17 protein-coding genes, 4 tRNA genes, 3 riboswitches and 1 other annotated feature are annotated in these 26,560 nt (G+C 28.5%); of the genes, 18 read left to right on the top strand and 3 right to left on the bottom strand.

Annotated features, from left to right (window positions below; all coding sequences use genetic code 11):
- Positions 1-286 precede the first annotated feature (286 nt).
- The 7 genes from CSBG_RS15515 to CSBG_RS15485 all read left to right on the top strand — a co-directional run bounded on the left by CSBG_RS15515 (position 287) and on the right by CSBG_RS15485 (position 7,067).
- Positions 287-1,228, top strand: a complete 942-nt coding sequence (locus CSBG_RS15515; protein ID WP_334203932.1) for a metallophosphoesterase — start codon at positions 287-289, stop codon at positions 1,226-1,228.
- Positions 1,229-1,309: 81 nt separating this feature from the next.
- Positions 1,310-2,326: a hypothetical protein gene (locus CSBG_RS15510; protein ID WP_008681030.1), complete on the top strand. Its 1,017-nt coding sequence runs from the start codon at positions 1,310-1,312 to the stop codon at positions 2,324-2,326.
- Positions 2,327-2,349: 23 nt separating this feature from the next.
- A complete protein-coding gene (locus CSBG_RS15505; protein ID WP_035285518.1) occupies positions 2,350-2,946 on the top strand; it encodes a 5-formyltetrahydrofolate cyclo-ligase in 597 nt (198 codons plus the stop codon).
- Between the two features lie 46 nt (positions 2,947-2,992).
- Positions 2,993-3,112: riboswitch (SAM riboswitch) on the top strand.
- A 119-nt stretch (positions 3,113-3,231) separates the two neighbouring features.
- Complete coding sequence (locus CSBG_RS15500) at positions 3,232-4,515, top strand: O-acetylhomoserine aminocarboxypropyltransferase/cysteine synthase family protein (protein WP_008681028.1); 1,284 nt, start codon at positions 3,232-3,234, stop codon at positions 4,513-4,515.
- A gap of 624 nt (positions 4,516-5,139) precedes the next feature.
- Positions 5,140-5,919: a ZIP family metal transporter gene (locus CSBG_RS15495; protein WP_008681027.1), complete on the top strand. Its 780-nt coding sequence runs from the start codon at positions 5,140-5,142 to the stop codon at positions 5,917-5,919.
- 279 nt (positions 5,920-6,198) lie between these two features.
- The gene (locus tag CSBG_RS15490; RefSeq protein ID WP_008681026.1) at positions 6,199-6,381 is read left to right on the top strand and encodes a hypothetical protein; all 183 of its coding nucleotides are present in this window, start codon (positions 6,199-6,201) and stop codon (positions 6,379-6,381) included.
- 125 nt (positions 6,382-6,506) lie between these two features.
- Positions 6,507-7,067, top strand: coding sequence for a sugar O-acetyltransferase (locus tag CSBG_RS15485; protein ID WP_008681025.1), 561 nt, complete (start codon positions 6,507-6,509; stop codon positions 7,065-7,067).
- Positions 7,068-7,335: 268 nt separating this feature from the next.
- Here the strand turns inward: CSBG_RS15485 and thrS are convergent, their stop codons facing one another.
- On the bottom strand, positions 7,336-9,273 hold the full coding sequence (gene thrS, locus CSBG_RS15480; protein WP_008681024.1) for a threonine--tRNA ligase: 1,938 nt from the start codon (positions 9,271-9,273) through the stop codon (positions 7,336-7,338).
- Between the two features lie 62 nt (positions 9,274-9,335).
- Positions 9,336-9,548, bottom strand: a binding site (T-box leader).
- Positions 9,549-9,766: 218 nt separating this feature from the next.
- Positions 9,767-9,850, top strand: a riboswitch (cyclic di-GMP riboswitch).
- Positions 9,851-10,007: 157 nt separating this feature from the next.
- Between thrS and CSBG_RS15475 the strand changes: the two genes are divergently transcribed.
- From CSBG_RS15475 to CSBG_RS15465, 3 genes are all read left to right on the top strand, one after another.
- Positions 10,008-18,002 (top strand): NPCBM/NEW2 domain-containing protein, encoded by a 7,995-nt coding sequence (locus CSBG_RS15475; protein WP_008681023.1) that lies wholly within the window; start codon positions 10,008-10,010, stop codon positions 18,000-18,002.
- A 235-nt stretch (positions 18,003-18,237) separates the two neighbouring features.
- A tRNA-Leu gene (locus CSBG_RS15470) sits at positions 18,238-18,321 on the top strand.
- A gap of 21 nt (positions 18,322-18,342) precedes the next feature.
- Positions 18,343-18,417, top strand: a tRNA-Gly gene (locus CSBG_RS15465).
- Positions 18,418-18,648: 231 nt separating this feature from the next.
- On the opposite strand, the gene CSBG_RS15460 is transcribed toward CSBG_RS15465, so the two are convergent.
- On the bottom strand, positions 18,649-19,065 hold the full coding sequence (locus CSBG_RS15460) for an HNH endonuclease signature motif containing protein (RefSeq protein ID WP_035285516.1): 417 nt from the start codon (positions 19,063-19,065) through the stop codon (positions 18,649-18,651).
- A 286-nt stretch (positions 19,066-19,351) separates the two neighbouring features.
- Here CSBG_RS15460 and CSBG_RS15455 point away from each other — a divergent pair, with 286 nt between their 5' ends.
- The 4 genes from CSBG_RS15455 to CSBG_RS15440 all read left to right on the top strand — a co-directional run bounded on the left by CSBG_RS15455 (position 19,352) and on the right by CSBG_RS15440 (position 22,056).
- The gene (locus CSBG_RS15455) at positions 19,352-20,026 is read left to right on the top strand and encodes a hypothetical protein (protein WP_008681021.1); all 675 of its coding nucleotides are present in this window, start codon (positions 19,352-19,354) and stop codon (positions 20,024-20,026) included.
- Positions 20,027-20,088: 62 nt separating this feature from the next.
- Positions 20,089-20,162, top strand: a tRNA-Gly gene (locus CSBG_RS15450).
- A 3-nt stretch (positions 20,163-20,165) separates the two neighbouring features.
- Positions 20,166-20,241, top strand: a tRNA-Lys gene (locus CSBG_RS15445).
- A gap of 315 nt (positions 20,242-20,556) precedes the next feature.
- Positions 20,557-20,663, top strand: a riboswitch (SAM riboswitch).
- Positions 20,664-20,778: 115 nt separating this feature from the next.
- Positions 20,779-22,056 carry a Na+/H+ antiporter NhaC family protein gene (locus tag CSBG_RS15440; RefSeq protein ID WP_008681020.1) on the top strand — a complete coding sequence of 426 codons (1,278 nt, stop codon included), beginning with the start codon at positions 20,779-20,781 and terminating at the stop codon, positions 22,054-22,056.
- Between the two features lie 195 nt (positions 22,057-22,251).
- Here CSBG_RS15440 and ispF read toward each other — a convergent pair whose 3' ends face one another.
- Positions 22,252-22,728 (bottom strand): 2-C-methyl-D-erythritol 2,4-cyclodiphosphate synthase, encoded by a 477-nt coding sequence (gene ispF / locus CSBG_RS15435; protein ID WP_008681019.1) that lies wholly within the window; start codon positions 22,726-22,728, stop codon positions 22,252-22,254.
- Between the two features lie 371 nt (positions 22,729-23,099).
- On the opposite strand from ispF, the gene CSBG_RS15430 reads away from it, so the two are divergent.
- The 4 genes from CSBG_RS15430 (at position 23,100) to CSBG_RS15415 (ending at position 26,517) form a co-directional block, all read left to right on the top strand.
- The gene (locus tag CSBG_RS15430; protein ID WP_008681018.1) at positions 23,100-23,690 is read left to right on the top strand and encodes a class D sortase; all 591 of its coding nucleotides are present in this window, start codon (positions 23,100-23,102) and stop codon (positions 23,688-23,690) included.
- A 14-nt stretch (positions 23,691-23,704) separates the two neighbouring features.
- Positions 23,705-24,700: an anti-sigma factor domain-containing protein gene (locus CSBG_RS15425; RefSeq protein ID WP_008681016.1), complete on the top strand. Its 996-nt coding sequence runs from the start codon at positions 23,705-23,707 to the stop codon at positions 24,698-24,700.
- Positions 24,701-24,721: 21 nt separating this feature from the next.
- Entirely contained in the window at positions 24,722-25,498 is a 777-nt protein-coding gene (gene rluF / locus CSBG_RS15420) for a 23S rRNA pseudouridine(2604) synthase RluF (protein ID WP_008681014.1), read from the top strand.
- A 332-nt stretch (positions 25,499-25,830) separates the two neighbouring features.
- On the top strand, positions 25,831-26,517 hold the full coding sequence (locus tag CSBG_RS15415) for a DUF3298 and DUF4163 domain-containing protein (protein WP_008681013.1): 687 nt from the start codon (positions 25,831-25,833) through the stop codon (positions 26,515-26,517).
- Positions 26,518-26,560 lie beyond the last annotated feature (43 nt).

Genomic DNA, 26,560 nt, shown 5'->3' with positions numbered 1-26,560 from the left:
ATCGTTAATTCATTGTAAGAATTAACGATTTTTTTATTTATAATAGTAATTAAAATAGAAATAATTAGAAAATTTAAGTACTATTATAATGTTTAAAAGTGTATTTAATTTAATGGTTAGAGGTTGTAGAAAAAAATAATTGTGTAGATTTGGGGATAAAAAAATTTAGATTTTGAATCTTTTAAATTATAAAAGAGTTGATATGTAAAAAATGAATATTATAAAAGTTTCTGAAAAAAATAGATTTAATTAATAATTTTTTATGTGGATTTAAAGTGAGGAGAGGATTAAAATAAAAAAATTCAAATTAATTATTACTATAATCACATTAGTTCTATTAGGAGTAATATCAACTGAGTTTAAGCCTAATACTACAACAGTAGAAGCGAAATCAAATGAAAATCTTTCTTTTGCTGTATTAGGAGATGTTCATGAAAATATTAATCATTTTGAAGAGGCTATTAAAGATCTACATACAATAAATCCTAATATGGATGCATTAGTATTAAATGGCGATGTTGTGGATCAAGGATTAGATGAGCAATATGATTCAGTACAAAAAACTTTAAATAAAAACAAGGATTTACTACCACAAACAATTATAAAAAATATAGGCAATCATGAGTTTTTTGACTATAATATTGAAAAAAATTCTAAGGATCAAGTTCAAAACTTTATAAATAAGTACCTTGAGTTTTCAGGAGAAGAAAAAGTATATCATGATAAATGGATAAAAGGATATCATTTTATATCATTAGGATCTGAAGATGGTAATTCTCAAACTATAAATTCAGTTACAGCATTTATTTCTGATGAACAATTAGAATGGTTTAAAGAAAAGTTAGCTGAGAATTATCAAAAAGGTAAACCGATATTTGTATTTTTACATCAGCATTTAGATTATGGAGATAATCCATGGGTTGGATCAAAGCAAAGTGAAGAAATAAAGAATATATTAGAGCAATACCCAGAAGTAATTATGTTTTCATCACATACTCATAGGGATTTGAATGAAAGTAGTGTAGTTTTAAATAAACCATTTACAATAGTCAATACAGGATCTATTCATTACACTATTATACCTGATTCAAATGAAGAAAAAGGCTATAAAAGAGAATCAGATTATATTAAGGGTGTTTATATTGAGGTGAATGATAATAATGTTACTATCAAAGGTAGAAATATAAAAGATAAAGAATGGATATTTAGTACAGAAGTTTCTAATTAATTAAGGTGCCTTACATGAAGGCACCTTTTATTTTGTGTCAAAGAAATGATATATTATAATAATATAAAGGGGGCATGTATTATGAATATAGGTATAATAGGATTTGGAGGGGTTAGTAAAGCTTTAATAAAACTATTAGGGGATAAAAGTGAATATTTATATAATCTAGGAATTCATATAAGAGTTAAATATATAATAAAAAGTAATGGTGGAATATATAATAATTTAGGAATAAACTTAGAGGAAATTATAAGTAATGATTTTAATTTAAATATAGAAAGTCTACAATTTAAGGAAGACATAAATATAAATACGATAGTAAAAAATAATGATATAGATATGCTTGTGGAATTAACAAATACTAATATAGAAACGGGAGAGCCAGGGTTAACTCATATAAAGCTAGCTTTAGAGAATTCTATTAACGTGGTAACAGGAAATAAGGGGCCAATATTGCTTCAATATAATAACTTAAAAAAGTTAGCTGATAAAAATAATGTAAAGCTTGGGATAGGGTGCACAACAGGAGGGGCACTTCCATCTATAAATGTTGGAACTTTTGATATAGCAGGATCAGATGTATTGTCAATTGAAGGTATATTAAATGGAACGAGTAATTATATTTTAACTGAAATGTATGAAAATGAAGTTGATTATGACGAAGCATTAAACAAAGCTATAAGTTTAGGAATAGCAGAAGCAAATTATAATCTAGATGTAGAAGGATATGATACTGCATCAAAAATTTTAATACTAGCTAATGTTATTATGAATTCTAGTTTAACTATCGATGATATTAAGATACAAGGAATAAATTTATTATATAAAAGCTTAATAATAAATGAAAAAAAGAATGGCAATAAAATTAAATTAATAGGAAAAATATATAAAGAAGGCGAACAAATCAAAGCATATGTAAAACCTGAGGTAATAGATAAAAGTCATCCTTTATATTTTGTAGATGGTAAAAATAAAGGTGTGCTTTATAGTACAGATACTTTAGGAGACATTAGTGTAATAGGCGGTGCATCAGGAACTATAAATGCAGCTGCAGCAATATTAAGAGATATAATAAATATATTTTGCAAAGAAAAATAATTAAAAAGTGAAAAAATGAAGGAATGAAAAAAATTATGAATAAAGAAGAAAAGAAAGTTTTAAGAAATAAAATATTAGAAATAAGAGATTCACTAAATAACAACGAAAAAGAATTAATGGATAATAAAATATTTAATGAGTTAATAAATACAGATTTATATAAAAGATCTATTAATATATTTATTTACATAAGCTTTAGCAATGAGATAAATACAAGAAATATAATAGAAAAGGCCTTTAAGGATAAAAAGAATGTTTTTATTCCCAAAGTATATAAAGATGATAAATTAATGAAGGCAATAAAATTAAATTCTATTGATGAGCTGAAGAAAAATTCAATGGGTATCTTAGAACCAATAGATGACTCTAATTATATTGAAAAAGAAAATATAGATTTAATAGTAGTACCTGGAGTTGTTTTTGATAAAGAATGTAACAGAATAGGGTATGGAGGAGGATATTACGACAGGTATTTAAAAGATATAAAATCTAAAGAAAATAAGATAGCATTGGCATATGATTTACAAATAGTTGATAAAATAGAATCAGAAGTGCATGATATCAAAGTAGATTATATAATCACGAATACTAGAGCCTTAAAAAATACAAATAATGGTTGAAAATTTAAAGATATAGTGTATAATATATAATAATTAAATAAAAAAGACTTTATTAAGAATGGTGGAGGGACTGGCCCTATGAAACCTAGCAACCTACGAAATATAAAATTATTTTATAAATAAGTGTGGTGCTAAATCCTGCAAGCTGATGCTTGGCAAATAAGGTATTTCATTGAGTTTATTAGTGAATAGTTTAGTATATTTAGGTTGCTTCTTATTTGAAGTAACTTTTTTTATTTTATAGAAAAGCAATAAGCAATAATATTAAATAAGGGGGCTTTCAATATGGAAGGAAAATGGGAAAAAGGGACAATATGTATTCAAGGAGGTTATACACCAAAGGCTGGGGAACCTAGGGTATTACCAATATTTCAAACAGCAACTTATAAGTATGATGATCCAGATCACTTAGAAAATTTATTTAACTTAGAAGCAGAGGGGCATTTGTATAGTAGAATATCTAATCCTACAGTTTGTGCATTAGAAGATAAGTTTGCAAGACTTCAAGGGGGAGTTGGGGCAGTAGCTACAGCATCAGGACAAGCAGCTGTGTTATATTCAATATTAAATATATGTAAGGTTGGGGATCATATAATATCAGCATCTTCTTTATATGGTGGAACAATTAATTTATTTACGGTTAATCTTAAAAAGATGGGGATAGATGTAACCTTTGTTGATCCAGAAGCAAGTAAGGAAGAAATTCTTTCATGTGCAAATGAAAATACTAAAGCAGTATATGGAGAGACAATTGGTAATCCGGGATTAAATATATTAGATTTTGATAAGTTCTCAGAGGTTGCAAAGGTGTTAAAGGTTCCATTTATAGTAGATAATACTGTAGGAACTCCATATTTGTGTAATCCATTTGAACATGGGGCAAATATAGTGGTACATTCAACTACTAAATATGCAGATGGACATGCACAGAGCATTGGAGGAATAGTAGTTGATGGAGGAAATTTTGATTGGGTAAATGGAAATTTTGAAGAATTTACTCTACCAGATCCAAGTTATCATGGATTAAAATATGTAGAATCATTTGGAAATGCTGCATATATTACAAAGTTAAGAGTTACATTAGGACGAGATATAGGGGCATGTCAAAGTCCATTTAATGCTTACTTAACTAATTTAGGTTTAGAAACTCTTCATTTAAGAATGGAAAGACATTCACAAAATGCCTTAGAACTAGCAAAATGGTTAGAAAAACATCCTAAAATAAAGTGGGTTAATTATCCATATATTGAAACAAGCTCACAATATGATAAAGCAAAGAAATATTTAAAAGGTGGAGGAAGTGGATTATTAACTTTTGGAATAAAAGGAGATATAGAAACAGCAAAGAAATTTACAAAAGCATTAAAATTAGTAGCATTAGTAGTTACTTTAGGAGATGTTAGAAGTTGTCTTTTACATCCAGCAACAACTACACATAGTCAATTATCAAAGGAAGAGCAAATAGCAAGTGGAGTAACACCTGATTTGATGAGAGTTTCAATTGGAATTGAGGATATAAGAGATATAATTGCAGATTTTGAACAAGCATTAATCTCAATTAACAGTTAATAATAAAAAAACAATAAGAAAATAAAAGAATTCAATGTTGTTTAAAATTTTATTTCAAAGGGTATCACGTTTTGTGACTCTCATTTTAGAAATATGATATTTTAACAAATTAGAATAATATATTTGTTAAAAGCTACTATTTTTAATTGGTATTAGAAAATAGTAGCTTTTAACTATTGGTTTTAATTTTATAAATAATATAGGAATTAAAATAGAATATATTAAGTAGAAATATGTTAAAATATACTTAGATATAATAAAGATTAGGAGAAAGTCGATTATACAGGGGAAAAGTTTATGAGTAAGTTTATTAAAAGTATTATTCATGTTTTAGATATATGTTGATTATTCATATGTGGCTATAGTAGTGTAATAAATTAAAAAAAAGAGGGACATGTTAATGATAAGAAAATAGACTTAGTTTCTTCAGATTAATCAGAAAATAAAATCAATAATATAAATAATAATGATTTTACAGATTCAAATTGAGTAGATGATGGTTTTAAAGATGGAACAATTGCTCTATTTATATAGGAAAACAAGTTTGATAGAAGATACTCAGGAAAGATGCCATAAGTTATTTAATCAATATATGAAATAGTGTTTATAAAAGGAGGAGTGGGAATGAATATTTTAATTGGAATCTTAATACCGTTTTTAGGTACGTCTCTAGGGGCTGCTTGTGTTTATGCAATGAAGAAAGAAATGAATAAAATGGTTAATAAGATACTTCTTGGATTTGCATCAGGAGTTATGATGGCTGCAGCAGTATGGTCATTAATTATTCCTTCTATAGATATGTCTCAAAATATGGGGAAATTATCATTTATTCCAGCTGCAGTTGGAGTACTTGTAGGAATTTTATTTTTATTTTCTTTGGACAAAATTGTTCCGCATATGCATATCAATAGTAAAAAGGAAGAAGGAACAAAAAAATATAAACTAAGTAAAACTACAAAACTTGTACTGTCAGTAGTAATTCATAATATTCCGGAGGGAATGGCAATAGGAATTGTTTTTGCAGCAGTTATGAATGAGGCCAATGCAGTAACTCTTGCTTCAGCTATTGCTCTTTCTATAGGGATAGCAATTCAAAACTTTCCAGAAGGTGCAATAATATCAATGCCTCTTAAAAGCGAAGGCTTAAGCAAAAATAAATCATTTATTTATGGAGCTTTATCTGGAATAGTAGAACCAATAGCGGCGGTAATTACAATAATATTTTCTAGTGTTATTACACCAATAATGCCATATCTACTTTCTTTTGCAGCAGGAGCTATGATTTTTGTTGTAGTAGAGGAATTAATACCAGAGGCAGCAGAAGATAATTTTTCTGATATTAGTGCAATAGCATTTTCTATAGGATTTGTAATTATGATGATTTTAGATGTAGCATTATCCTAATTTAAGAAAAGGATAAATTATAGAATAAAAATGAAAGTTTTGTATTAAAGTTTACAAGTTTAGTTAGCTTTTTATCTGTATTATGGATTGTGATATTATCCATAAGATTTAAATTAAGTGGAGTATATGTTGGCTTGCAAATAAATAATTTAATATTTGCTGTTGTTCATTATTTAAAAATTAATAGGGATAATTGCAAAGAAACTCTTTATAAAATATAATAGAATATGATAATTAAGATTTAGTAAACTAATTTACATTGATGTAAGGAGTGTATTTATGTTTAATAAAGAGGAACTTCAAATTCTTAATGAAGCTTTAAAGATGTATGAAGAAAAAACTACGAAGCAATTAGAGTCTAGTACTAATAATAAGGATAAGATGGTTGCCTATAATAGAAAACAAAAGAAAATATGGTTACTTCAAAATAAGATGAAAAAGCTTATTGAAGAAAATAAGTAAAAGCCTTTTAATAAGGGCTTTTTTTATTTTTATATAAAGTGATTTATTAGTTTAAAAGTAGTAATATGATTATAAGATGTATTTTATATAAATAAATATGATATTTATGGTTGGGGGAGGATATTATGACTGAAAAGGAAAAGATGCTAAGGGGAGATTTGTATGTTTCTTTAGGCGATGAATTGTTTAATGATAGGCAACATGCTAATGAAATTATGTTTGAGTACAATTCACTACATCCAAAGGAAATAGAAAAGAGAATGGACTTACTTAGAAGGTTATTTGGACATGCGCCTAAAGAGTTCTTCATAGAGCAACCTTTTAGATGTGCTTATGGCTACAATATCTATTGGGGAGAAAATTCATTTGCAAATTACAATTGTACAATATTAGATTGTGGCAAAGTAACTATAGGGAAAAATGTTATGATTGGACCTAATGTGAATATATTTACAGCTAATCATGCACTTTCACCTAAGGAGAGAATGGAAAATTTAGAATATGCAGACCCAGTAGAAATATGTGATGGAGTATGGATAGGTGGGGGAAGCACTATTAATCCAGGGGTGAGAATTGGAGAGAACTCAGTTGTTGGATCTGGTAGTGTTGTAACTAAGAGTATTCCAGATAATGTACTAGCTGTTGGTAATCCTTGTAGAGTAATAAGAAAATTGGACAATGAATAGTAATCATAAAAAATATAAATATAAAAAACAGCTTATATGGTAACAAAATAATCTATTTTGCTTTAAAGTTTTACAAAATTATCATAATAGAGATATATAAAACAAGAAGTGTGATTTTAATGGAAAGAAGAAGTCCATAACTAAAAATTATTATAAATTAAGAAGAACCTTGAAAATTTTAAAATTTTCAGGGTTCTCTATCAAAAATTATTTATTTTATAAAAATCCTACCAGAGGATTTTTTCCACCATTCTAAACTCTACATTGATTATTTATCTTTATTAGCTATTTCTAAGATTAATCTGTTCTTTAATTCAGAAACTGGAAGTGCACCTTCTTCTCCATTCTTTCTGCTTCTTACTGAAGCTTCATTGTTGGCAGCTTCCTTTTCACCAACAACTAGGATGTAAGGGATTCTTTCTAGTCTAGCTTCTCTAATCTTATAACCAATTTTTTCTGATCTATAATCGGCAGTAATTCTTATTCCTGAATCTTTGAAATCTTTAACTATTGATTCAGCATAGTCATTATATTTATCAGAAATAGGAAGAACTATTGCTTGAGTTGGAGCAAGCCAAGTTGGGAATGCACCAGCATATTTTTCAATAAGCATAGCTAAAGTTCTTTCATAACATCCAATTGAAGATCTATGAATTATATATGGACGTTTCTTATTTCCATCTTTATCTATATAAGTCATATCAAATCTTTCTGCAAGAGCAAAGTCAATTTGGATTGTTATTATTGTATCTTCTTTTCCGTGAACATTCTTGAATTGGATATCAAGCTTTGGTCCGTAGAATGCAGCTTCACCTTCAGCTTCAACATAATCAATTCCAAGGTGATCTAAGATAGCCTTCATTAATACTTGAGTTTCTTCCCAAGCTTCTGGATTGTTTATATATTTATCAGTATTGTTTGGATCCCACTTAGAGAATCTAAATGATATATCTCCATCTATTCCTAAAGTACTCATTATGTGGTTGATTAATTCAACACAACCTTTAAATTCTTCTTCAATTTGATCTGGTCTACAAACTATATGTCCGTCAGATAAAGTAAATTGTCTTACACGAATTAATCCGTGCATTTCACCAGATGCTTCATTTCTATATAAAGTAGAAGTTTCAGCATATCTTATAGGTAGTTCTCTATAAGAGTGTTGTTCTGCATTATAAATTGTATATTGGAATGGGCAAGTCATTGGTCTTAATGCCATAACTTCTGGATCTTTATCTTCATCTCCTAAAACAAACATACCATCTTTGTAGTGATCCCAGTGGCCTGAAACCTTAAATAAGTCATTTTTAGACATTGAAGGAGTCTTTGTAAATACATAGCCTCTTTTTTCTTCTTCATCTTCAACCCATCTTTGAAGAAGTTGAACAATTTTAGCACCTTTAGGCATTATAAGAGGTAAACCTTGACCTACTTTTTCATCTGTAGTGAAGATTTTAAGTTCTCTACCTAATTTGTTATGGTCTCTCTTTTTAGCTTCTTCTAAAGCTTCTAAATGAGCATCTAAATCAGCTTTCTTTAAGAATGCAGTTCCATATACTCTTGAAAGCATTTTGTTCTTTTCATCGCCCTTCCAGTAAGCTCCAGCACTTCTAAGAAGTTTAATAGCTTTAACTGGTTTTAAAGACATTAGGTGAGGGCCAGCGCATAAATCTACAAAGTCACCCATTTTATAGAATGAAATAACTTCATCTTCGCCTAAATCATTAATTAATTCAACCTTATATGGTTCGTTAGCATCTTCCATAAGCTTTATAGCTTCAGCTCTTGGTAATTCAAATCTTTCAATTGAAGGATTTTCTTTTACTATTTTTCTCATTTCATCTTCTATTTTTACTAAATCATCAGAACTAAATGAGTTTTCTACATCAAAATCATAGTAGAAACCATCATTTATAGCAGGTCCTATAGCTAATTTAGCATTTGGATATAATCTTTTAACTGCATAAGCTAAAACGTGAGATACACTGTGTCTTAATGCATCTTTTCCTTCTTGTGAGTCAAATGTGCAAATAGCAAGTTCGCTATCTTCATTTACTATATAACGTAAGTCAACAACCTTTCCATTAACTATTCCACAGCAAGCATTTCTAGCTAAGCCTTCACTAATTGATTTAGCTATATCTAAAACAGAAATACCAGCTTCAAATTCTTTTACTGATCCATCCTTTAAAGTAATTTTAATCATATTTATTACTCCCTTCATAATATAATTTAAAATAAAAAAACTCCCATCCCTTCTATATAAATAGAAGGGACGAGAGTATAAGTTCTAAACTTCCCGCGGTTCCACCCTTAATTGTCTATAATAAGACCTCTTAATATATCGTAACGTGATATTAAACGGACTTTATTAGAGTCACTCAGAGGTGGTCTTCAACTAGATTCAAATAAGATAATTTCACCAAGCTTATCTCTCTCTGAAAATGAAATTTAGTTTACTCTTCTCATCAACGTATTAAAATATTTATAAGTAATATTATAATTATCTAATTAGTCAATGTCAATATAAAGAGGTAATTAAAATTATTTACTTAAACTGGAAGAATAATAAGTTGAAATTATGCAAAAAAAGAAGAAAAATAGTAGAAATTTTATAAAATATATGGATAAATATGTGATTTTATGTTAAAATACGGATAATAAATTTTAAAATAATTAAAATTTATTTTAAAGTTATAAAATTAAATAGGCAAACTTAGAGAAATTTAAGGACGCAAAGCTATAGGGACTAAGGTGTATAACTATGTCAGCCAGTTGCCAAAGAGTACATTATACTTTTTGTTTTAAAGTTTAATTTTAAATATTATTTATCTTATTATAATTAATATTTAATTTATTAAGATGTATAAAGCTGCTCTTTTAGAGTAGCTTTTTTAATGTACTTCTAAGGCTAGATAAAACTAACCAGGGAGGTAAATTATGAATAAGAAAAAAATAGCGGCTATATTAATAGCTGCACTAATAACCAATTTCTCATCTACAACAGTAAAGGTTTTAGCAGATGAGCTATCAAGAAATCAAGTTTCTATAACAGAAAATACATCTGTTAATGAATTGACTCAAGCTAGTATAAGTAAATTTAACTTATACAATAGTGATAATCTAAATGCTTATAATGAAGTATTTAAAATTGACAACTCAAATATTGAATCTATAACAAATAATGGAGGTAATTATCCAAATTCTACTATTAATAAAGCTATAGATGGAGATTTCAATACTCATTGGGAAACAGGGAAACCAAATAGTACTGATTTTACCAATGAAGTAATATTTAAATTAAATGAAGTAACAAACTTAAACAGAATAGTATATGCAGCAAGGCAGTCATCAGCTAAAGGGAAAGGTTTTGCTAAGGAAGTAGAAATATATACATCTCTTACTGATGAAGAAGATGATTTTAGATTAGTAAGTAGTGGTGAATATACAGGTTCTACTGGGGATATAGTAGAAATTAAGTTTAATCCAACTGAATTTAAGAGAATAAAATTTAAGTTCAAAAAAGCTGATCAAGATTGGGCTTCAGCATCAGAATTTATGTTTTATAAAGAAGATGTAGTGAGTGATAAAGTGAAGAATTTATTTACTGATGGTACAATGAGTCAAGTAAATGAAGAGTTTAATAATATAGAAAAAATAAATGCGTTAGAAGAAGAAGTGAAAAATCATCCATTATATAGTGAGCTTAAAGAAGATATAGAAAATGCAAAGTTAATTGTAGAAAATAAAGAAGTTAACTATATTGATGCTAAGGTATCTAAATTTAAAGATATGAATAGTGAGATACTTCCACAGTATGATGCAATCTATAAAGTTCTATCAAGCAAAGTGAAATCAATAACTACAAATGGTGGGCAATATGCAAGTGAAGCTATAACTAAAGCTATGGATGGAGATATAAATACAAAATGGCATTCAGGAAAACAAAATAGTGATAGTTTTACTAATGAAGTAGTAATAGAGTTAAATGAATTAATAACATTAAATAGAATAGTATATACTGCACCTCGTGGAACTAATAGAGGATTTGCAGAAGCATTTGATATATATGCATCTAGAACGACTAAGGGTGATACATTTGAATTGGTGTCTAGTGGAACGTCTAAAGCAACACAGGATTCTATAGAAATAAGATTCAATCCTACTGAGTTTAGAAGGGTTAAATTTGTATTTAAAAAGGGATACGAGAATTGGGCTTGTGCTGCTGAGTTTGGTTTATATACTCAAGATGAAATAGCAGAAAAAATAGATAGGCTATTCACTGATGATACAATGAGCAGTGTAAGTGAAGAATTTAATACATTAGAAAAAGTACAAGCATTAGAAGAAGAAGCTAAAAGCCATCCTTTTTATGATGATTATAAAGAGAATTTAGAGGATGCAAAAATACTTCTACAAGAAAATAAAATTGAAGCAACAACAGCGAAGGTTTCAAGATTAGAAGCGTACCACAATGGAAAGGACTCTGAATATAGTGAATTATTTAGAATGCCAAACTCTAATATAGCTAACATAAGTGCAAATGGAGGAATATATCCTAATTCTAAATTAGAATATATGATAGATGACAAGACTGAAACACACTGGGAAACAAATAAAAATAATACTGAAGATTTTACTAATGAAGTAATATTTACATTAGATAAGCCAGAGGTATTAAATAGAATTGCATTTTTAGCAAGAGAAAACAGAAAGGGATTCCCAGAAGAGTTTGAAATATATGCTTCAGAAACAACAAAGGGTGATACATTCCAATTAGTAGCAACAGGAAGTGCTCAAAGTACTAACGACTTCTTAGAGTTTAAATTTGAGCCAACTAAGTTTAAAAGAATAAAGTTTAAATTTGTAAAGGCTAATATAAATAGACCATTTGTAGCTGAATTTAGATTTTATAAGGAAGATAAAGTATATGACAAGATATTAAATTTATTTACTGATGCTACAATGAGTAAAGTTAGTGAAGAGTTTAATACAAAAGAAAAGCTAGAGGCTTTAGAAAATGAAGCTAAAAATCATCCTCTTTACAGTAGCTTCAAAGAAGATATAGAAAATGCAAAAATACTATTAGAAGAAAATAAAATTGAAGCAACAACAGCAATTACAAGAAAATTTGAGGATTATTTTAATGAAGATTATTCAGAATTATTTAAAATGGATAATGATAATATAGAAAGTATCAAAAATAATGCTGGACATTATGCATCACAAGTAATAACAAATGCTATAGATGATAATCCAGATACATATTGGGAAACTAATAAAGCAAATACATCTGATTTTACAAATGAAGTAGAAGTAGAATTTAAGGAAATTGTAGAATTAAATAGGATATTATACGGAGCAAGAAAATCTGATAACAAAGGATTTGCTCAAGAGTTTGAAATATATGGATCTACAACATCTAAGGGAGATACATATCAGCTTGTGGCAACAGGTAGTCATAATAAAGTATCTGGATTAGTTGAGGCAAAGTTCAGTCCGACTAAGTTTAAGAGAATTAAATTTAAATTTAAAAACTCAGATCAAAATTGGGCTACATTATCAGAGATAGCATTCTATAAGCAAGATGTAGTAAGTGATAAAGTTGATAATCTATTTACAAATGGATTAATGAATGAATTGTCAGAGGAATTTAATACTATAGAAAAACTAAAGGATTTAGAAAATGAAGTTAAAGGACATCCTTTAGAAAGTACATTTACAGAAGCATTTGAATTAGCAAATAAGATCCTTAAAGGTGAATTAGAGACTGTAAAAATTATTACAGCAGAACAACACGGAGATATGGTAGCACATGCTAATAGAAATTTAAAATTTGGATTTGGTAATAATAATCAACCGACAGGAATATCTGCAAAACCAGGTGATGAAATAACAGTTTATGTAGATGCTGATCCAAGTCAGCCAATGCCAAAGTTAGTCTTTTCTCAACAAGAAGGAAGCTTTGCTAACTGGATGAGAACAGTGAATTTAAACCCAGGTAAAAATGTAATAACTGTTCCTGATATAGCAGTTGATAATTGGTATAGACATGATGTAACTAGAGGGGGATCAATATATATTTTAAATCCGTACACTAGTGAGCAACAACCAAAAACTCCAGTTATAAGATTTGCTTCAGGAGACAAATACCCATTCCTTACAGCGGATACTAATGTGGAAGAATTTAAAGAATTTTTAATAGAGTATAAGAAAGCAATAGATGAAGATATAGCTAAGAATCCTAATGTATTAGACAGGGAAGTTTTAGATGTTTTCGAATTTGTAAGTGACCACATAGTGTGGACAGGTACTGCTACAGGTGCATATAAAGCATATATAGAAAAAGGTGCGAATCCACTAGATACAGTAAATCGATACAATAATCATATGAAAGAGCTTTTTAAATACTATGGACTAGATGGTAGCAATGAGCAAAATGATCCTAAATATATAAGAGAAAATGTTAGGTTAGCACAACCATTTGGATATATGTATGCATATACCAATCATATAGGAGTACAAGGTGATGTAATGACTAGTTTACTAGTTGGAGAGCCAGGCTGGGGATTAGATCATGAGATAGGACATAGAATGGATGTAAGCACAAGATTATATGGTGAAGTTACAAATAACATGCTACCTATGTATATGTCTGTATATTACAATAAGATAGATAATAGAATACCGTTTGAAAATAAAATTTATAAGAATGTTATAAGCGAGAATTCTAATAAGTACTCAGAAGGTGAACTGGCTGAAAATTTAGCAGTATATTGGCAATTAGAAATGTATAAGCCTGGATATTGGGGAAATTTAAATAAATTATATAGAGAAAGAAATGTTAACTTAGGAAGTGAAAATCCTGATAATATTAAGATGCAATATTTAGTTAAATTCTCATCAGAAGTAATTGGTGAAGACTTAAGCGAATACTTTGCTAGACATGGATTTGAGGTTAATGAGGAAACTAGACAAGAAACTAGTAAGTATCCAAAGCCGGATAAAAAGATATGGTATCTAAATAATAGCAAAGCTAATTATAAGGGAAATGGATTTACTCAAGATACTAATTTAGATGTTACATTAAATAGAGTAGAAAATGGAATTAAGTTAACATTTAGTATAGATAATAATGTTAAATCAGATTTACTAGGATATGAAATATTAAGAGATGGTGAGTTAATAGGATTTACTTCAACTAATTCCTTTATAGATACTAATGCAGATACAACTAAGAATTCTAAATACGAAGTAGTACCTTATGATATTAATTTAGGTACAGGTGATTCTGTGTCAATAGAGTCATTTTCACCTAGTATAAACATTCAACAAAATAAGATTACTTTAGAGTTAAGAGAAGAATTTAATCCTTTAGACTATATAAAAGTATTAAGCTATGAGGGAAATGATATAGTTTCTAAGGTTGAGATTGAACATAATGTAGATACTAGCCAAAAAGGAAAATATCAAGTTAAATATTCTGTAAGTGATGAAGGTATATTAGTAGAAAAGATAGTAGAAGTTGAAGTTGTAAGTGATTATAATTATTTATCAGATTTAGAATGGTCAGCTGCACAAACTCAATGGGGAACTCCAAGAAGAAATACTAATATAAAAGGTAGAGTAAATGGAGAAGTTAAAGACTTTGAAAAAGGTTTTGGAATACATGCAAATGGTACAATAACTTATGACTTAGCAGGCAAAGACTATGATAATTTCGAGGTTTTACTTGGAGTTGATGCAGGAATAGCAGTACAAGATACTTCTAGTATAAAGTTTGAAATAATAGCTGATGGTAAAACTTTAGCTAATACTGAAGTTTTAAAATATGCTGATAATATGGAATATATAAATGTTCCAGTTAAGGGCATAAACCAACTAGTAATAAAAGTTACTGATGCTGGAAATGGAAATACTTTAGATCATGCAGTAATAGCTAATCCTAAATTAACTACAAATAATGCAAAACCAGTTATCTCAGTTGAAGATAAGATTTATAAGTTAGGAGAAGCAGTAGATTTTGAATCAGGTATCGAAGCGAGAGATGCTGAAGATGGAAATTTATCTTCTGATGTTGAAATAGTTTCAAATAACTATAAAGAAGGTAAAATTGGTAGATTTGAAGTTGTTTATAGAGTAAAAGATAGTGACAATAACATAACAGAAATTAAATCTTATGTAACTATATATGAAGATTTTACAGTAAACAAATCAAAGTTTGGTGAGTTTGATAACTTAGATAAATATAATGAAGAGTTTAAATTTGGAGCTACTTCAGTAACTAACAATGCTGGAAGTTATCCAGGTACTGTTATAGGTAATGCAATAGATGGTAATGGAAATACACATTGGGAAACTAATAAACCAAACAGTGATACATTCAAAAATGAAGTTATATTTGATTTAGGTGAAAGTAAGGAAATAAATAGAATAGCCTATAAAGCAAGAAATGGTGGAAAAGGATTTGCTAGGAAATTTGAAATATACACGTCTAATGAAGCTGAGGGAAATGATTTTATATTAGCAGGTAAAGGTGAATATACTGGAAATGTTAATGATGTTGTAGAGTTTAAAATAGCTAAAACTACAGCAAGAAGAGTGATGTTTAAATTTATAGAAGCAAATCAGGATTGGGCTAGTATAGGTGAAGTATCATTCTATGGAGAGGATATTTTAGCAGATAAGATAAATAATGAACTATTTACTGATAGTAATAAAACAGAAGTTACTGAAAGTTATAATACTCTAGATAAGGTACAAGCTCTAAGGGAAGAAGTTAAGAGCCATCCAGCTGCTAATCTATTTGAAGAAGAATTAGTTAAAGCTGAAGAAATAATAAGAGCTAAGTTCCCAACAATAGATGTTGAAGATATAACTTATGTTAAGTTAAACAGCAATTTTGACTTAACTTCAGGGGTTACAGCAAATGACCAAGAAGATGGTGATATAACTAGTAATGTTACGGTTAATAAAAATGATTTTAATATAAATAAATCTGGAGAATACACTGTGACATATACAATAACAGATAGTGCTGGAAATAAAGCAAGCAAAGATAGAAAATTTGTAGTTTATAGTAATAGTACTTATGTATCTGATATGGAGTGGGATTCAGCAGTATCAGGATGGAAAACTGTAAACAAAGATTCAGCAGTTAACTCAAGTAGTAAAATTAAACTTAAAGTTAATGGCGAAATAAAAGAATTTGATAAAGGAATTGGAGCTGCAACAAATGCAGAAATAGTATATAAGTTAGATGGAAATTATACCAACTTCTCAACATATGTAGGTACTGATAAAAACTACAATGATAATAGAACTACCATAATATTTAAAATATTTGCAGATGGTGAAGAAGTTTATACATCAGATGTAATAAGAAGAGATAGTGAAGCAGAGCTTGTAAATCTAGATGTTACTGGAGTAAAAGAACTTAAATTAGTAGCAGATAATGCTGATGGTAATGGACTTGGAGATTTTGCATCATGGGCAGATACTAAATTATATACTACAAATGCAAAGCCAGAGTTAACTATTCCAAAATCAGTGTCAACAAAGGTTGGAGAGGCGATTGACTTAAATGAAGAGTATACTGCAATTGATGCTGAAGATGGAGATTTAACTTCAAGTGTTGAAGTAACTGGTGAAGTAAACTTTAATAAACCAGGAAAATATCCAATTACTTATAAAGTTCTAGATAGTGATGGTAATGAAGTAACTAAATCAAGAACTATAGCAGTAGTAAACATGGAAGATTATACGTATTTGACAGAATATGATTGGAAATTTACTCAAAATAGCTATGCTGCTCCTAAGAAGGATATATCTACAAGTAATAATGCTTTAAGATTAACTAATGAAGAGGGCAATGAAGTATCATTTGAAAGAGGTATAGGTGCTCATGCAACTTCAACAATAACATATGATTTAAGTGATAAAGATTATGCATTCTTTAGCTCATATGTTGGAGTAGATAGACAAATGTTTGGTACAGTAGGTTCAGTTTCCTTCGAAATATATGTCGATGGAGAAAAGAAATTCGATAGTGGAGTAATGACTTCTAGAGATGCTATGAAGTATGTAGAAGTTGATATAAATGATGCTAAGGAATTAAAACTTGTAGTAACTGATGGTGGAAATGGAATTGGTTCAGACCACGCTACATGGGGAGATACTAAGCTTTATTATGCAAATTCAGAATCCATAGATTATACAGAGCTTTCTAAATTAGTTGAAAGTGCTAAAGGTATAGATAGAGAAGCTTATACTGAAGAAAGTTTAAGTGTACTAGATCAGGCTGTGGGAAAAGCAACAGAAATGATAGAAAATAAAGCATCTACTTATGAAGAAATACAATCAATGATAACTGAATTAAAAGAAACAATTAATAGCTTAAAAAGAGTTGATTTAAATAAAGTTATTGAAATTGAAGATAAGTATCTAAAACAAGATATTCAAAAGGCGCTTGGATTGAGTGGAGATATAACTTTAAAAGATATGCATAATCTAAGGACCTTAACTGGTAGTAGCAGAAGAATTACAAGCTTAAAAGGCTTAGAATATGCTGAGAATTTAGAAGAACTTAATATAGAGCAAAATGAAGTAAGGGATTTATCACCTCTAAAGAACTTAAAAAATCTTAAGGTACTAAATGCTAATCTACAAATAATTGAAGCTGGAATGGCTACAGTAGAAAATAATAAAGTTATACTTAAAGAAAGAGTAGTGTCTAAAAGTGGAGAGGCATTGAAACCTAAGGAAATTATGGTAGGTAGTGAGAAATTAGATGTAGAAAATTCTATAGATGAAAATGGAGACATATCAATAGATACATCTGATATGAAAGCTGGACTTTACGGTGTCTATATAACTTATGAAAATAAAGAAGATAACCATGATGTTGGAATACTTTATATATTTAATATAGAGTAAAACAATAAAGAAGAACTAGCTAAACAAGAAGTGAAAAAATAATATAATATAATATGAATTAATGATCACTAAGAGAAACTTTACTATGTTAAGCTCTTAGTGATCATTAAATTTATTAAAATAATTAAGATAATTAAAGTACATATAAGATATTATTATAGAAATAAAATAACCAAATTTTACAATTTATATTGATTTAAAAAATAATATTTTATATAATATTAATACAAGGTATGCAGATGTGGCGGAATTGGCAGACGCACTAGACTTAGGATCTAGCGCCATTGGCGTGGGGGTTCGACTCCCTTCATCTGCACCATTAAAATATTTAAAATAATATGCGGAAGTGACTCAATGGTAGAGTGTCACCTTGCCAAGGTGAAAGTTGCGGGTTCGAATCCCGTCTTCCGCTCCAAAAGCTTTTTAAGAATATAATATATTTTTTAAAAAGCTTTTTATTTGCCGCTTATTAAGAATATATGTTATTTGATATAAAAGAAAGCTCTTAAATAACTATAGTTATCAAGTCTTGCTTGGTAGTATAGTATTTAAGAGCTTTGTATATTTTATAAATCTAATTTAAAACTAAAGAAATTTAGTAAATCTATGCAATAAATAGTTAGTAGCTTGAATATAAAAGAATGTTTTAGCTAATATTAATACTATGGAAAAGACGTTCCAATTCAAGCTCTTGAAGCATAGCATATGAGTAGAGTTTACCGCCCATGAGGTTTTTAATTATATCTTCTTTAGAATAACCTTCTTTAAATAATTTAAGTTTTTTAATTAATTTTTTTAAAGAAGAATTAGACATTCCTAGAAGAGTATAAAGCTCCTTAGCAGTATAGTAATCTTTGGGTAATAACTTATAGAGTTTATCTTGTAATTCTAGTTTATACCTCAAATCAGTTTCTATACAGTTGTGAGGACCATTTTTTCCTCTATGGTGGTAGTTACAAAGATATTTATAATTTAACTTAATATCGTAGCCACCTTCGTGTTTATGAACTATATGATGAATATCCGCTGTTGCTCCACAAATTTCACAGTGGTACAAAGTCATGCCTCCTTTTTATATCTTTAATAATATTATATATTTTTTGGGATTAATAATCTACAATATAATAGTTTTTGTAATAGATAATATTTAGTATATTTAAGTTATATATAACAAAGTGGTATATTTTTACTAAGTATAAGTGTAAAATTATATTATCAGAATATTGTAATGTAAAAGTGTTTAAATTTACTTTGTTATATTCTTTGAAAATACTTGAAAAGATGGTATAACATACTATATAATATATGTATAGTATATTATATTACTGAGCTGAAAGAAAGGTGATACAGTGAGACATAGCTATGATTCATTTGATTACTGGGAAGAATTGATTAATGAAAACAAAACAATAAGAGGACATATGTTTATGGATAAATTGCCTAATGAAAAAAGTATATATATCCATAGTTTAGTTTTTTGTAAGAATAACGGACTTAATAATACATGGTCATATTTTCCAAATGAGAAAATGTTATTAGGATATATTCAATATTCGTTTTTACAAGAGGCATTTTATAAATGGATATATGGAAAAGAAAGAATGGTTATTAGTATTCCAAACATTCCAGTAGAAAAAATAATCTTAGATGGAGAAAAAAATAAGAAAATATCTAAAGAAGAAGCAGATAATATGAGAAGGCATGTAAAAATGGTAAAGGATTGTTGGTCTTTGCCTAAGGATAAATTAATTAGAGCACTTCAAAGGTTTTCCAGGGACTTTAATAGAACCTGGTATGGAGATAACAGAGAATTTTTATACTTAAAAATTTTTAATACCCCAAAGGATTTAGGGGAGTTTGTAGTAAATTCAAGCTATATGACAACAACTGAAAGGGAATTTAAAGATAGGATTGGTATAAGTATCCCTGAATGGAATAACATATGCGAAAGAGCTAATAAAAATAAGCGTGATGGTGAGAAATTTAGAGATATTTTATTAAAATCACTTACAGAAATAATTTAAGGGAAAATTTATTATTGACAGTAATAATTGTGGAATATATAATATTATTGTCAATAAAATTTGCGGGTGTAGCTCAATGGTAGAGCCCTTGCCTTCCAAGCAAGTTACGTGAGTTCGATTCTCATCACCCGCTCCATATGCGTTATTAGCTCAGTTGGTAGAGCACCTGACTCTTAATCAGGGTGTCCCGGGTTCGATCCCCTGATAACGCACCAAATAAAAAGAGATTACTATGTAATCTCTTTTTTGTATATATAAAAATAAAATAGTTTAAAAATATAATATATAATTTTTTTCACTCCAATGATTGAGAGTAAATCTACATAATGTTGAACACTTTAATTAAATGTAATTATAAAAAATAAAAGTGCACAAAGGCACTTTTATAAAGCATAAGGAGTGAGATTTTGAGATCCTATTTTAATTATTGACAATAAAATGGACTAATATTCAAATTATAGGGGTTAAGAAAAAATTTCATGTTGACAATGATAATCTAAATTGATACTATAATAATGCAAAATTTAAAAGTCTTATCAAGAGTGGTGGAGGGACTGGCCCTATGAAGCCCAGCAACCAAGAATTTTAATCGATTCTTAAGGTGCTAAATCCTGCAGGAAATCCTGGTAGATAAGAGGCGAACTATAATTTTTTATATGTGTGATTAAAGCTTCTGTATTTCTGCAGAGGCTTTTTTATTTTGAAAGTTACATTGTATAAAATAATTTATTATAAAAGGAGAGAAGAAGGCTTTGAAGAATAAAGGAAATGGACTAGCTTTAATTCCATTAGGAGTATTTTTATTAGTTTATTTAGGAACGTCAATAGTGGCAAAAGATTTCTATGCTGTATCTGTAATTGTCCCATTTTTAGCAGCTGCTTTAACAGCATTGATTATGAATAGAAAAATAAAATTTGATGAGAAAGTAGAAATTTTTTGTAAAGGTGCAGGAAACACTAATATTCTGCTTATGATAATCATATTTATATTAGCAGGAGCATTTGCGCAGGTAGCAAAAGATATGGGAGCAGTAGATTCTACTGTAAATTTAGGGCTTTCATTATTGCCAAGTAGCTTATTAATACCAGGAATATTTGTTATAGGATGTTTTATAGCTCTATCTATAGGAACATCAATGGGAACTATAGTTGCTTTGGTGCCAATAGCTGTAGGAATAGCAGATAAAACTGGAATAGCAACTGCATTAGCTGTAGGTGCAGTAGTTAGTGGAGCAATGTTTGGAGACAACCTTTCAATAATATCTGATACAACTATATCTGCTACTAGAACTCAAGGATGTGAAATGAAAGATAAGTTCAAAATGAACTTTAAAATAGTTCTTCCAGCTGCTATAATAACTGCAGTAATATTTATGTTATTAACTAAAAATTCTGCAGTGGTTAATTTAGAAGTTTTAGAATTTAATTTATTTAAGATTTTACCATATATAATAGTTATAGTAACAGCATTACTTGGAGTTAATGTAATAGTTGTTTTATTACTTGGAATTTTATCCTCAGGAGTAGTTGGATTTATATTTGGAAGTTTTGATATAATAGGATTATTCAATTCTATATCAAGTGGAATATCTGGAATGAGTGAACTTATAATAATTTCAATTCTTATAGCAGGAACTATAGAAATTATTAAATTCAATGGGGGAATAGACTTTATTCTTAATAAGGGATTAAAGAATTTTAAAAGCAAAAGAGGAGCAGAATATGGGATTGCTATGCTAGTAAGCTTAGTAGATATATGTACAGCTAATAATACAGTTGCAATTGTAACTGTGGGCCCAATAGCCAAAGATATCTCTAATGAATTTGATTTAGAACCAAAAAGAGTTGCAGGGATATTGGATATGTTTTCATGTGTATTCCAAGGAATAATACCATATGGAGCACAGCTAATATCAGCAGCAGGACTAGCAGCATTATCACCATTTGCAATAATGAAATTTTTATTTTATCCCTATTTAATGGGGATATGTGCTATAATAGCTATATACATACATTGGAGAAATAAATAAGGCTGTTGTAAAAATTTAAATATATAAACCAGAAAAAAGTATGGCTTTCTTATGTGAGCCATACTTTTTTAGTGAAAGGGTGAAAGAGTGAAAGATTTAAGGATGAAATTCAGACAAGCTGAATTTTTTTAATAGAATAATGATATGATTTAGCCTAAGCTAAATTATTACCATAACTATTTCACTCTTTCACTTTTAACTATTCACTTCTAACAAACATATGCTTTGTGAAGAGATTCCTTCTCCGTTTCCTGTAAACCCCAATCCTTCTTCTGTTGTTGCTTTAACATTAATTTGCATTAAATCTATGTTTAGCGCATTTGCTATGTTTTCTCGCATTTGTTGTATGAAAGGAGCCATTTTGGGTTTCTGAGCTATAATAGTAGAATCTATATTGTTTATAGAATATCCATTATTTAATAGCAACTTTCCAACTTCTTCCAAAAGCTTTATACTTGAAATTCCTTTGTATTTTTCATCTGTATCAGGAAAATGCTTTCCTATATCACCAAGAGCTGAAGCACCGAGTAGTGAATCCATAATTGCATGGAGCAATACATCTGCATCTGAATGCCCAAGTAAGCCTTTTTCATAAGGAATCTTAACGCCACCTATTATTAAATCCCTTCCTTCAACTAAACGATGTACATCGTATCCTAATCCTATCCTCACTTTATCACCTCTAAATTAAGTATAGAATTATTTTACCATAAATATAGGTTTTATATTAAAGTTTATTTATGAGTATTATAATACTTTTTTAAAGGGATATACTTTGGAACTATTCTTTATCCTTTTCTTTTTAAATATTTTATTAATAAGGAGTTTTAATTTTATTTTAAGCTTATAAATAAAATGTATAGTTCGTGAGGAAAGTTTCCTGCGTTTAAATACAAAATCTACATAAATTACTTTTCTATTCATAAGTTACTCCTAAAATATTAATAGACTATGAAAAAATATATATTATGGTAAAAGTCTCTAACTGTTTATGATATAATATATGATAAATTAGTATAAATGTTTATTGGGGGATGAGGGTTTTGAAAGAAAAGATTAGAAGAGGGATAGGTATTATTTTAATTATAGTTGGACTAGCTTTAATTGTATCAATTGTTTATAAAAAAATAGAGACATCAAAAAAACAAAAGGAGCTTCAAAATATTTTAGAGCAAGTTATAAGTGAAGATCCTGAGGATGGAAGTGAAGGCAAACAAGAAAAATCAATTAATGGATATGAGCCTGTTGCTTTAATTGAAATTCCTAGTATAAATTTATCCCAAGGATTGGTTGAGGGAATAACAGATGATATTCTTCAGTATTACTTAGGACATTTTGAGACTTCAGTAAAACCGGGTGAAAAGGGGAATTTTGCAGTTGCAGGCCATAGAGTATCAGATTATTCAGAAGCATTTGTTAATCTATATAAGGTTGAGGCTGAAGATGAAGTAATAGTTAAAGCAAATAAAAAGGAATATATATATAAAGTGACTGAAAACTTTATAGTTGATCCAAGTAGAGTAGATGTACTTGATAATACAGACGATGCTACTATAACATTAATAACTTGTACAGTAGGAGCAAAAGAAAGAGTTGTAGTAAAAGGAAAGCTTGTAGAAACTAAAGATTTATAAAGTGGAGGAGAAGAATGAGTGGTTTTCAAAATGATAAATATAAATTTTCGACTAAATCTCCATCAAGTGTAACTTTGGATGATGCAATTGAAAAAAGAGCCGAAGAAATAGAAAGTTTAAAAGAAGAACTATTGACTTATAAAATACTTATAAAAGATTTGGCTCATGAATATCCATCGTACTCTATAAGAAATAAAATTTTGAATATAGCATATTTTATAATTGAAGATGTTGAATTATTTGATTATTTAAGTGAAACAAAGAAGTTTCCTATAAATAGACTTCTTAAAAGAACACCAGTTGAAAGAGAATTTTTACAAGCGTGGAGAGAGTATATTGTAGCATATGTAGTTATATTTTCTAATCCTAATTATAAATATTTACAAGAATATATACAAGTTGTAGAAGCAATAAATATTTTAGGGGTAGATGAAATCTCACAAATAATGCAAGTATCAGAACATAGAGGACTTATACTTAATAAAGGGTTTAAAAGTGCAATTATATTAACTTCAAAGGGTGAGTTTATAAAAGTTAAATCTGGAAAAGATAATAAAATAGGTGAAGATATCATTAGCACGGAAGGAATAAGTATAAAGAAATATAAACTTCAAATATCAATATTACTAAGTTTAATTATAATTATTCTTGCTATAGGAGCGTTTAATTATAGAGCAATTGATAAAACTATAGTTATAGATGCCACTTCGGCTATAACACTAGAGGTAAATAAGTTTAATAGAATAATAGATTCTTATAGTAAAACAGAAAAAGGCACTAATATGTTAAATGAATTAAAGGTAGATAATTCAGCTATTGATATCTCCATAAAAAGTATATTAGAATATGAACTTAACAATGATATGATTCCTGAGAATGGGATTATTATAACTGTTACTGGAAGCCAATTGAAATACGATGCTTTAGAAAAAACAGAGGAGTTCATTGAGGAACAAAAAATTCAAGTTAGATTTAATAACTCTGGGGATGAACATAAAGTAAGTCCTTAAGTTTTGTAAAGGTGATAGAAAATGAAGCAAAAGAATAATGAAGATAAATTTGTAATAATACATAATGATAGAGGCCCTGAAATAAGACTAAATAAATTCATAAGTGAAACAGGATTTTGTTCAAGGAGAGAAGCAGATAAGTTAATCGAAAATGGTAGAGTAACTGTAGATGGAATAAAGGCAGTTATGGGAACTAAGGTTAAGGAATCAGCAGATGTAAAGGTAGATGGAAAGTCTATAAAGAAAGTAGATGAATTAGTTTATATAGCTTTAAATAAACCTGTAGGAATTACATGTACTACAGAAAAAAAGGTTAAAGGAAATATAGTAGATTTTGTAAATCATAAAAAGAGAATATTTCCAATAGGAAGGTTAGATAAAGATTCTCAAGGATTGATACTACTAACAAACGATGGAGATGTAGTAAATAAGATATTGAGGGCTGGAAACAATCATGAAAAAGAGTATATAGTTACTGTTGATAAGCCTATTGATGAGAAGTTTATAAAATCTATGTCTAGTGGTGTGAAAATTTTAGGAACAATAACTAAAAAATGCATTGTTACAAAAGAAAATAAAAATACTTTTAGAATAATTTTAACACAGGGTATGAATAGGCAAATAAGAAGAATGTGTGAAGCTTTGGGATATAATGTAGTTAAGTTGAATAGAATAAGAATAATGAATATAAATATAGAAAGATTAAAAATAGGAGAGTGGAGAAACTTAACTTCAAAAGAGCTTAAAGGACTAAATAATTTAATAAGTAATTCAGGTAAGACAAAGGAATTTGATTAATAAGAAGTCATAGATTCTAATATTATTAGTAATCTGTGACTTCTTTGTTATTAATTTGAGGTTTTTATTAAAAGGTATCAAAAGTTATCCACAGGCTTTGAAGTGGCTTTATTAAAGGGCTTGTCAATTTTATGGCGTAGAAAATTATGGGAGATTCCAGTAAAAATCTGTATGTTACACACATAATCCACATGTCCATGTGGATAAGTTGTGTACACTATGTTGAAAGTAATGTTAATAATTATCCACACTACTGTAAATAATATAATATATAGATAATTATAAAAAATACTGAAAATTACTACAATTTATAAAAATAGGAGATATGGTATATGAAGAAGGCTATAAGATCAATAATAGGAATCATAATATTAATAAATCTTGTCCACATTTATCCACAGGGGATGTTGATAAAATTAAATGGTAATGCTGTCGAAAATCCAATACTTGTGGATAAAACTATTAAGGAATATACTGAATTTATAAATATAAATGTCGAAATTCCTCAAATAATTGGTTTAAGTAATAAAAATGGCGAAAAAGTTATTAACAAGGAAATATTAGATTGGACCACTATGTGGATAAAAGATACAAAGGATGTAAGTGAAGATTTTAAACCAACAGTTCCATATGAAATGAAAGCAAATTATAGTTTAACTAATGATAAAAAAATTTTAAGCTTCTATATAGATTATTATCAGTTTAGTGGTGGGGCTCATGGGATTACTACTAGGAAAACTTATAATGTAAGTATTGATAAAGGCGAAAAGCTACAATTAAAAGATTTATTTGATAAAGGGTATGACTATAAAAAATTTATAAATGAAGAAATACAAAAAGAAATTAATAAACATCCTGATTATTATTTTACAGGTAAAGAAGGGTTTCAAGGAATTAAGGATAATCAAAGCTTCTATATAAAAGATGGTAAATTAATAATACATTTTCCTTATTATGAAATAGCACCATATGCATTTGGTATGCCTGAATTTGAAATAAACACAGATTTAAAGTTATAAGATAAATATAAATTGATACTTTATTTAAAATATTTAAATAAAC

It is taken from the genome of Clostridium sp. 7_2_43FAA (assembly GCF_000158375.2).
GTDB classification, from domain to species: Bacteria; Bacillota; Clostridia; order Clostridiales; family Clostridiaceae; genus Clostridium; species Clostridium tertium.
Note: the sequence above shows the minus strand (reverse complement) of the source record. Positions and strands in the feature narration are given on the sequence as shown.

What these genes read in the sequence shown, in the direction of transcription:
- CSBG_RS15490 (WP_008681026.1), top strand. Translation starts at nt 6,199, where the DNA reads ATGTTTAATAAAGAGGAACTTCAAATTCTTAATGAAGCTTTAAAGATG.
- CSBG_RS15485 (WP_008681025.1), top strand. Translation starts at nt 6,507, where the DNA reads ATGACTGAAAAGGAAAAGATGCTAAGGGGAGATTTGTATGTTTCTTTA.
- thrS (WP_008681024.1), bottom strand. Translation starts at nt 9,273, where the DNA reads ATGATTAAAATTACTTTAAAGGATGGATCAGTAAAAGAATTTGAAGCT.
- CSBG_RS15495 (WP_008681027.1), top strand. Translation starts at nt 5,140, where the DNA reads ATGAATATTTTAATTGGAATCTTAATACCGTTTTTAGGTACGTCTCTA.
- CSBG_RS15500 (WP_008681028.1), top strand. Translation starts at nt 3,232, where the DNA reads ATGGAAGGAAAATGGGAAAAAGGGACAATATGTATTCAAGGAGGTTAT.
- CSBG_RS15415 (WP_008681013.1), top strand. Translation starts at nt 25,831, where the DNA reads ATGAAGAAGGCTATAAGATCAATAATAGGAATCATAATATTAATAAAT.
- CSBG_RS15505 (WP_035285518.1), top strand. Translation starts at nt 2,350, where the DNA reads ATGAAAAAAATTATGAATAAAGAAGAAAAGAAAGTTTTAAGAAATAAA.
- CSBG_RS15510 (WP_008681030.1), top strand. Translation starts at nt 1,310, where the DNA reads ATGAATATAGGTATAATAGGATTTGGAGGGGTTAGTAAAGCTTTAATA.
- CSBG_RS15460 (WP_035285516.1), bottom strand. Translation starts at nt 19,065, where the DNA reads ATGACTTTGTACCACTGTGAAATTTGTGGAGCAACAGCGGATATTCAT.
- rluF (WP_008681014.1), top strand. Translation starts at nt 24,722, where the DNA reads ATGAAGCAAAAGAATAATGAAGATAAATTTGTAATAATACATAATGAT.
- CSBG_RS15475 (WP_008681023.1), top strand. Translation starts at nt 10,008, where the DNA reads ATGAATAAGAAAAAAATAGCGGCTATATTAATAGCTGCACTAATAACC.
- CSBG_RS15425 (WP_008681016.1), top strand. Translation starts at nt 23,705, where the DNA reads ATGAGTGGTTTTCAAAATGATAAATATAAATTTTCGACTAAATCTCCA.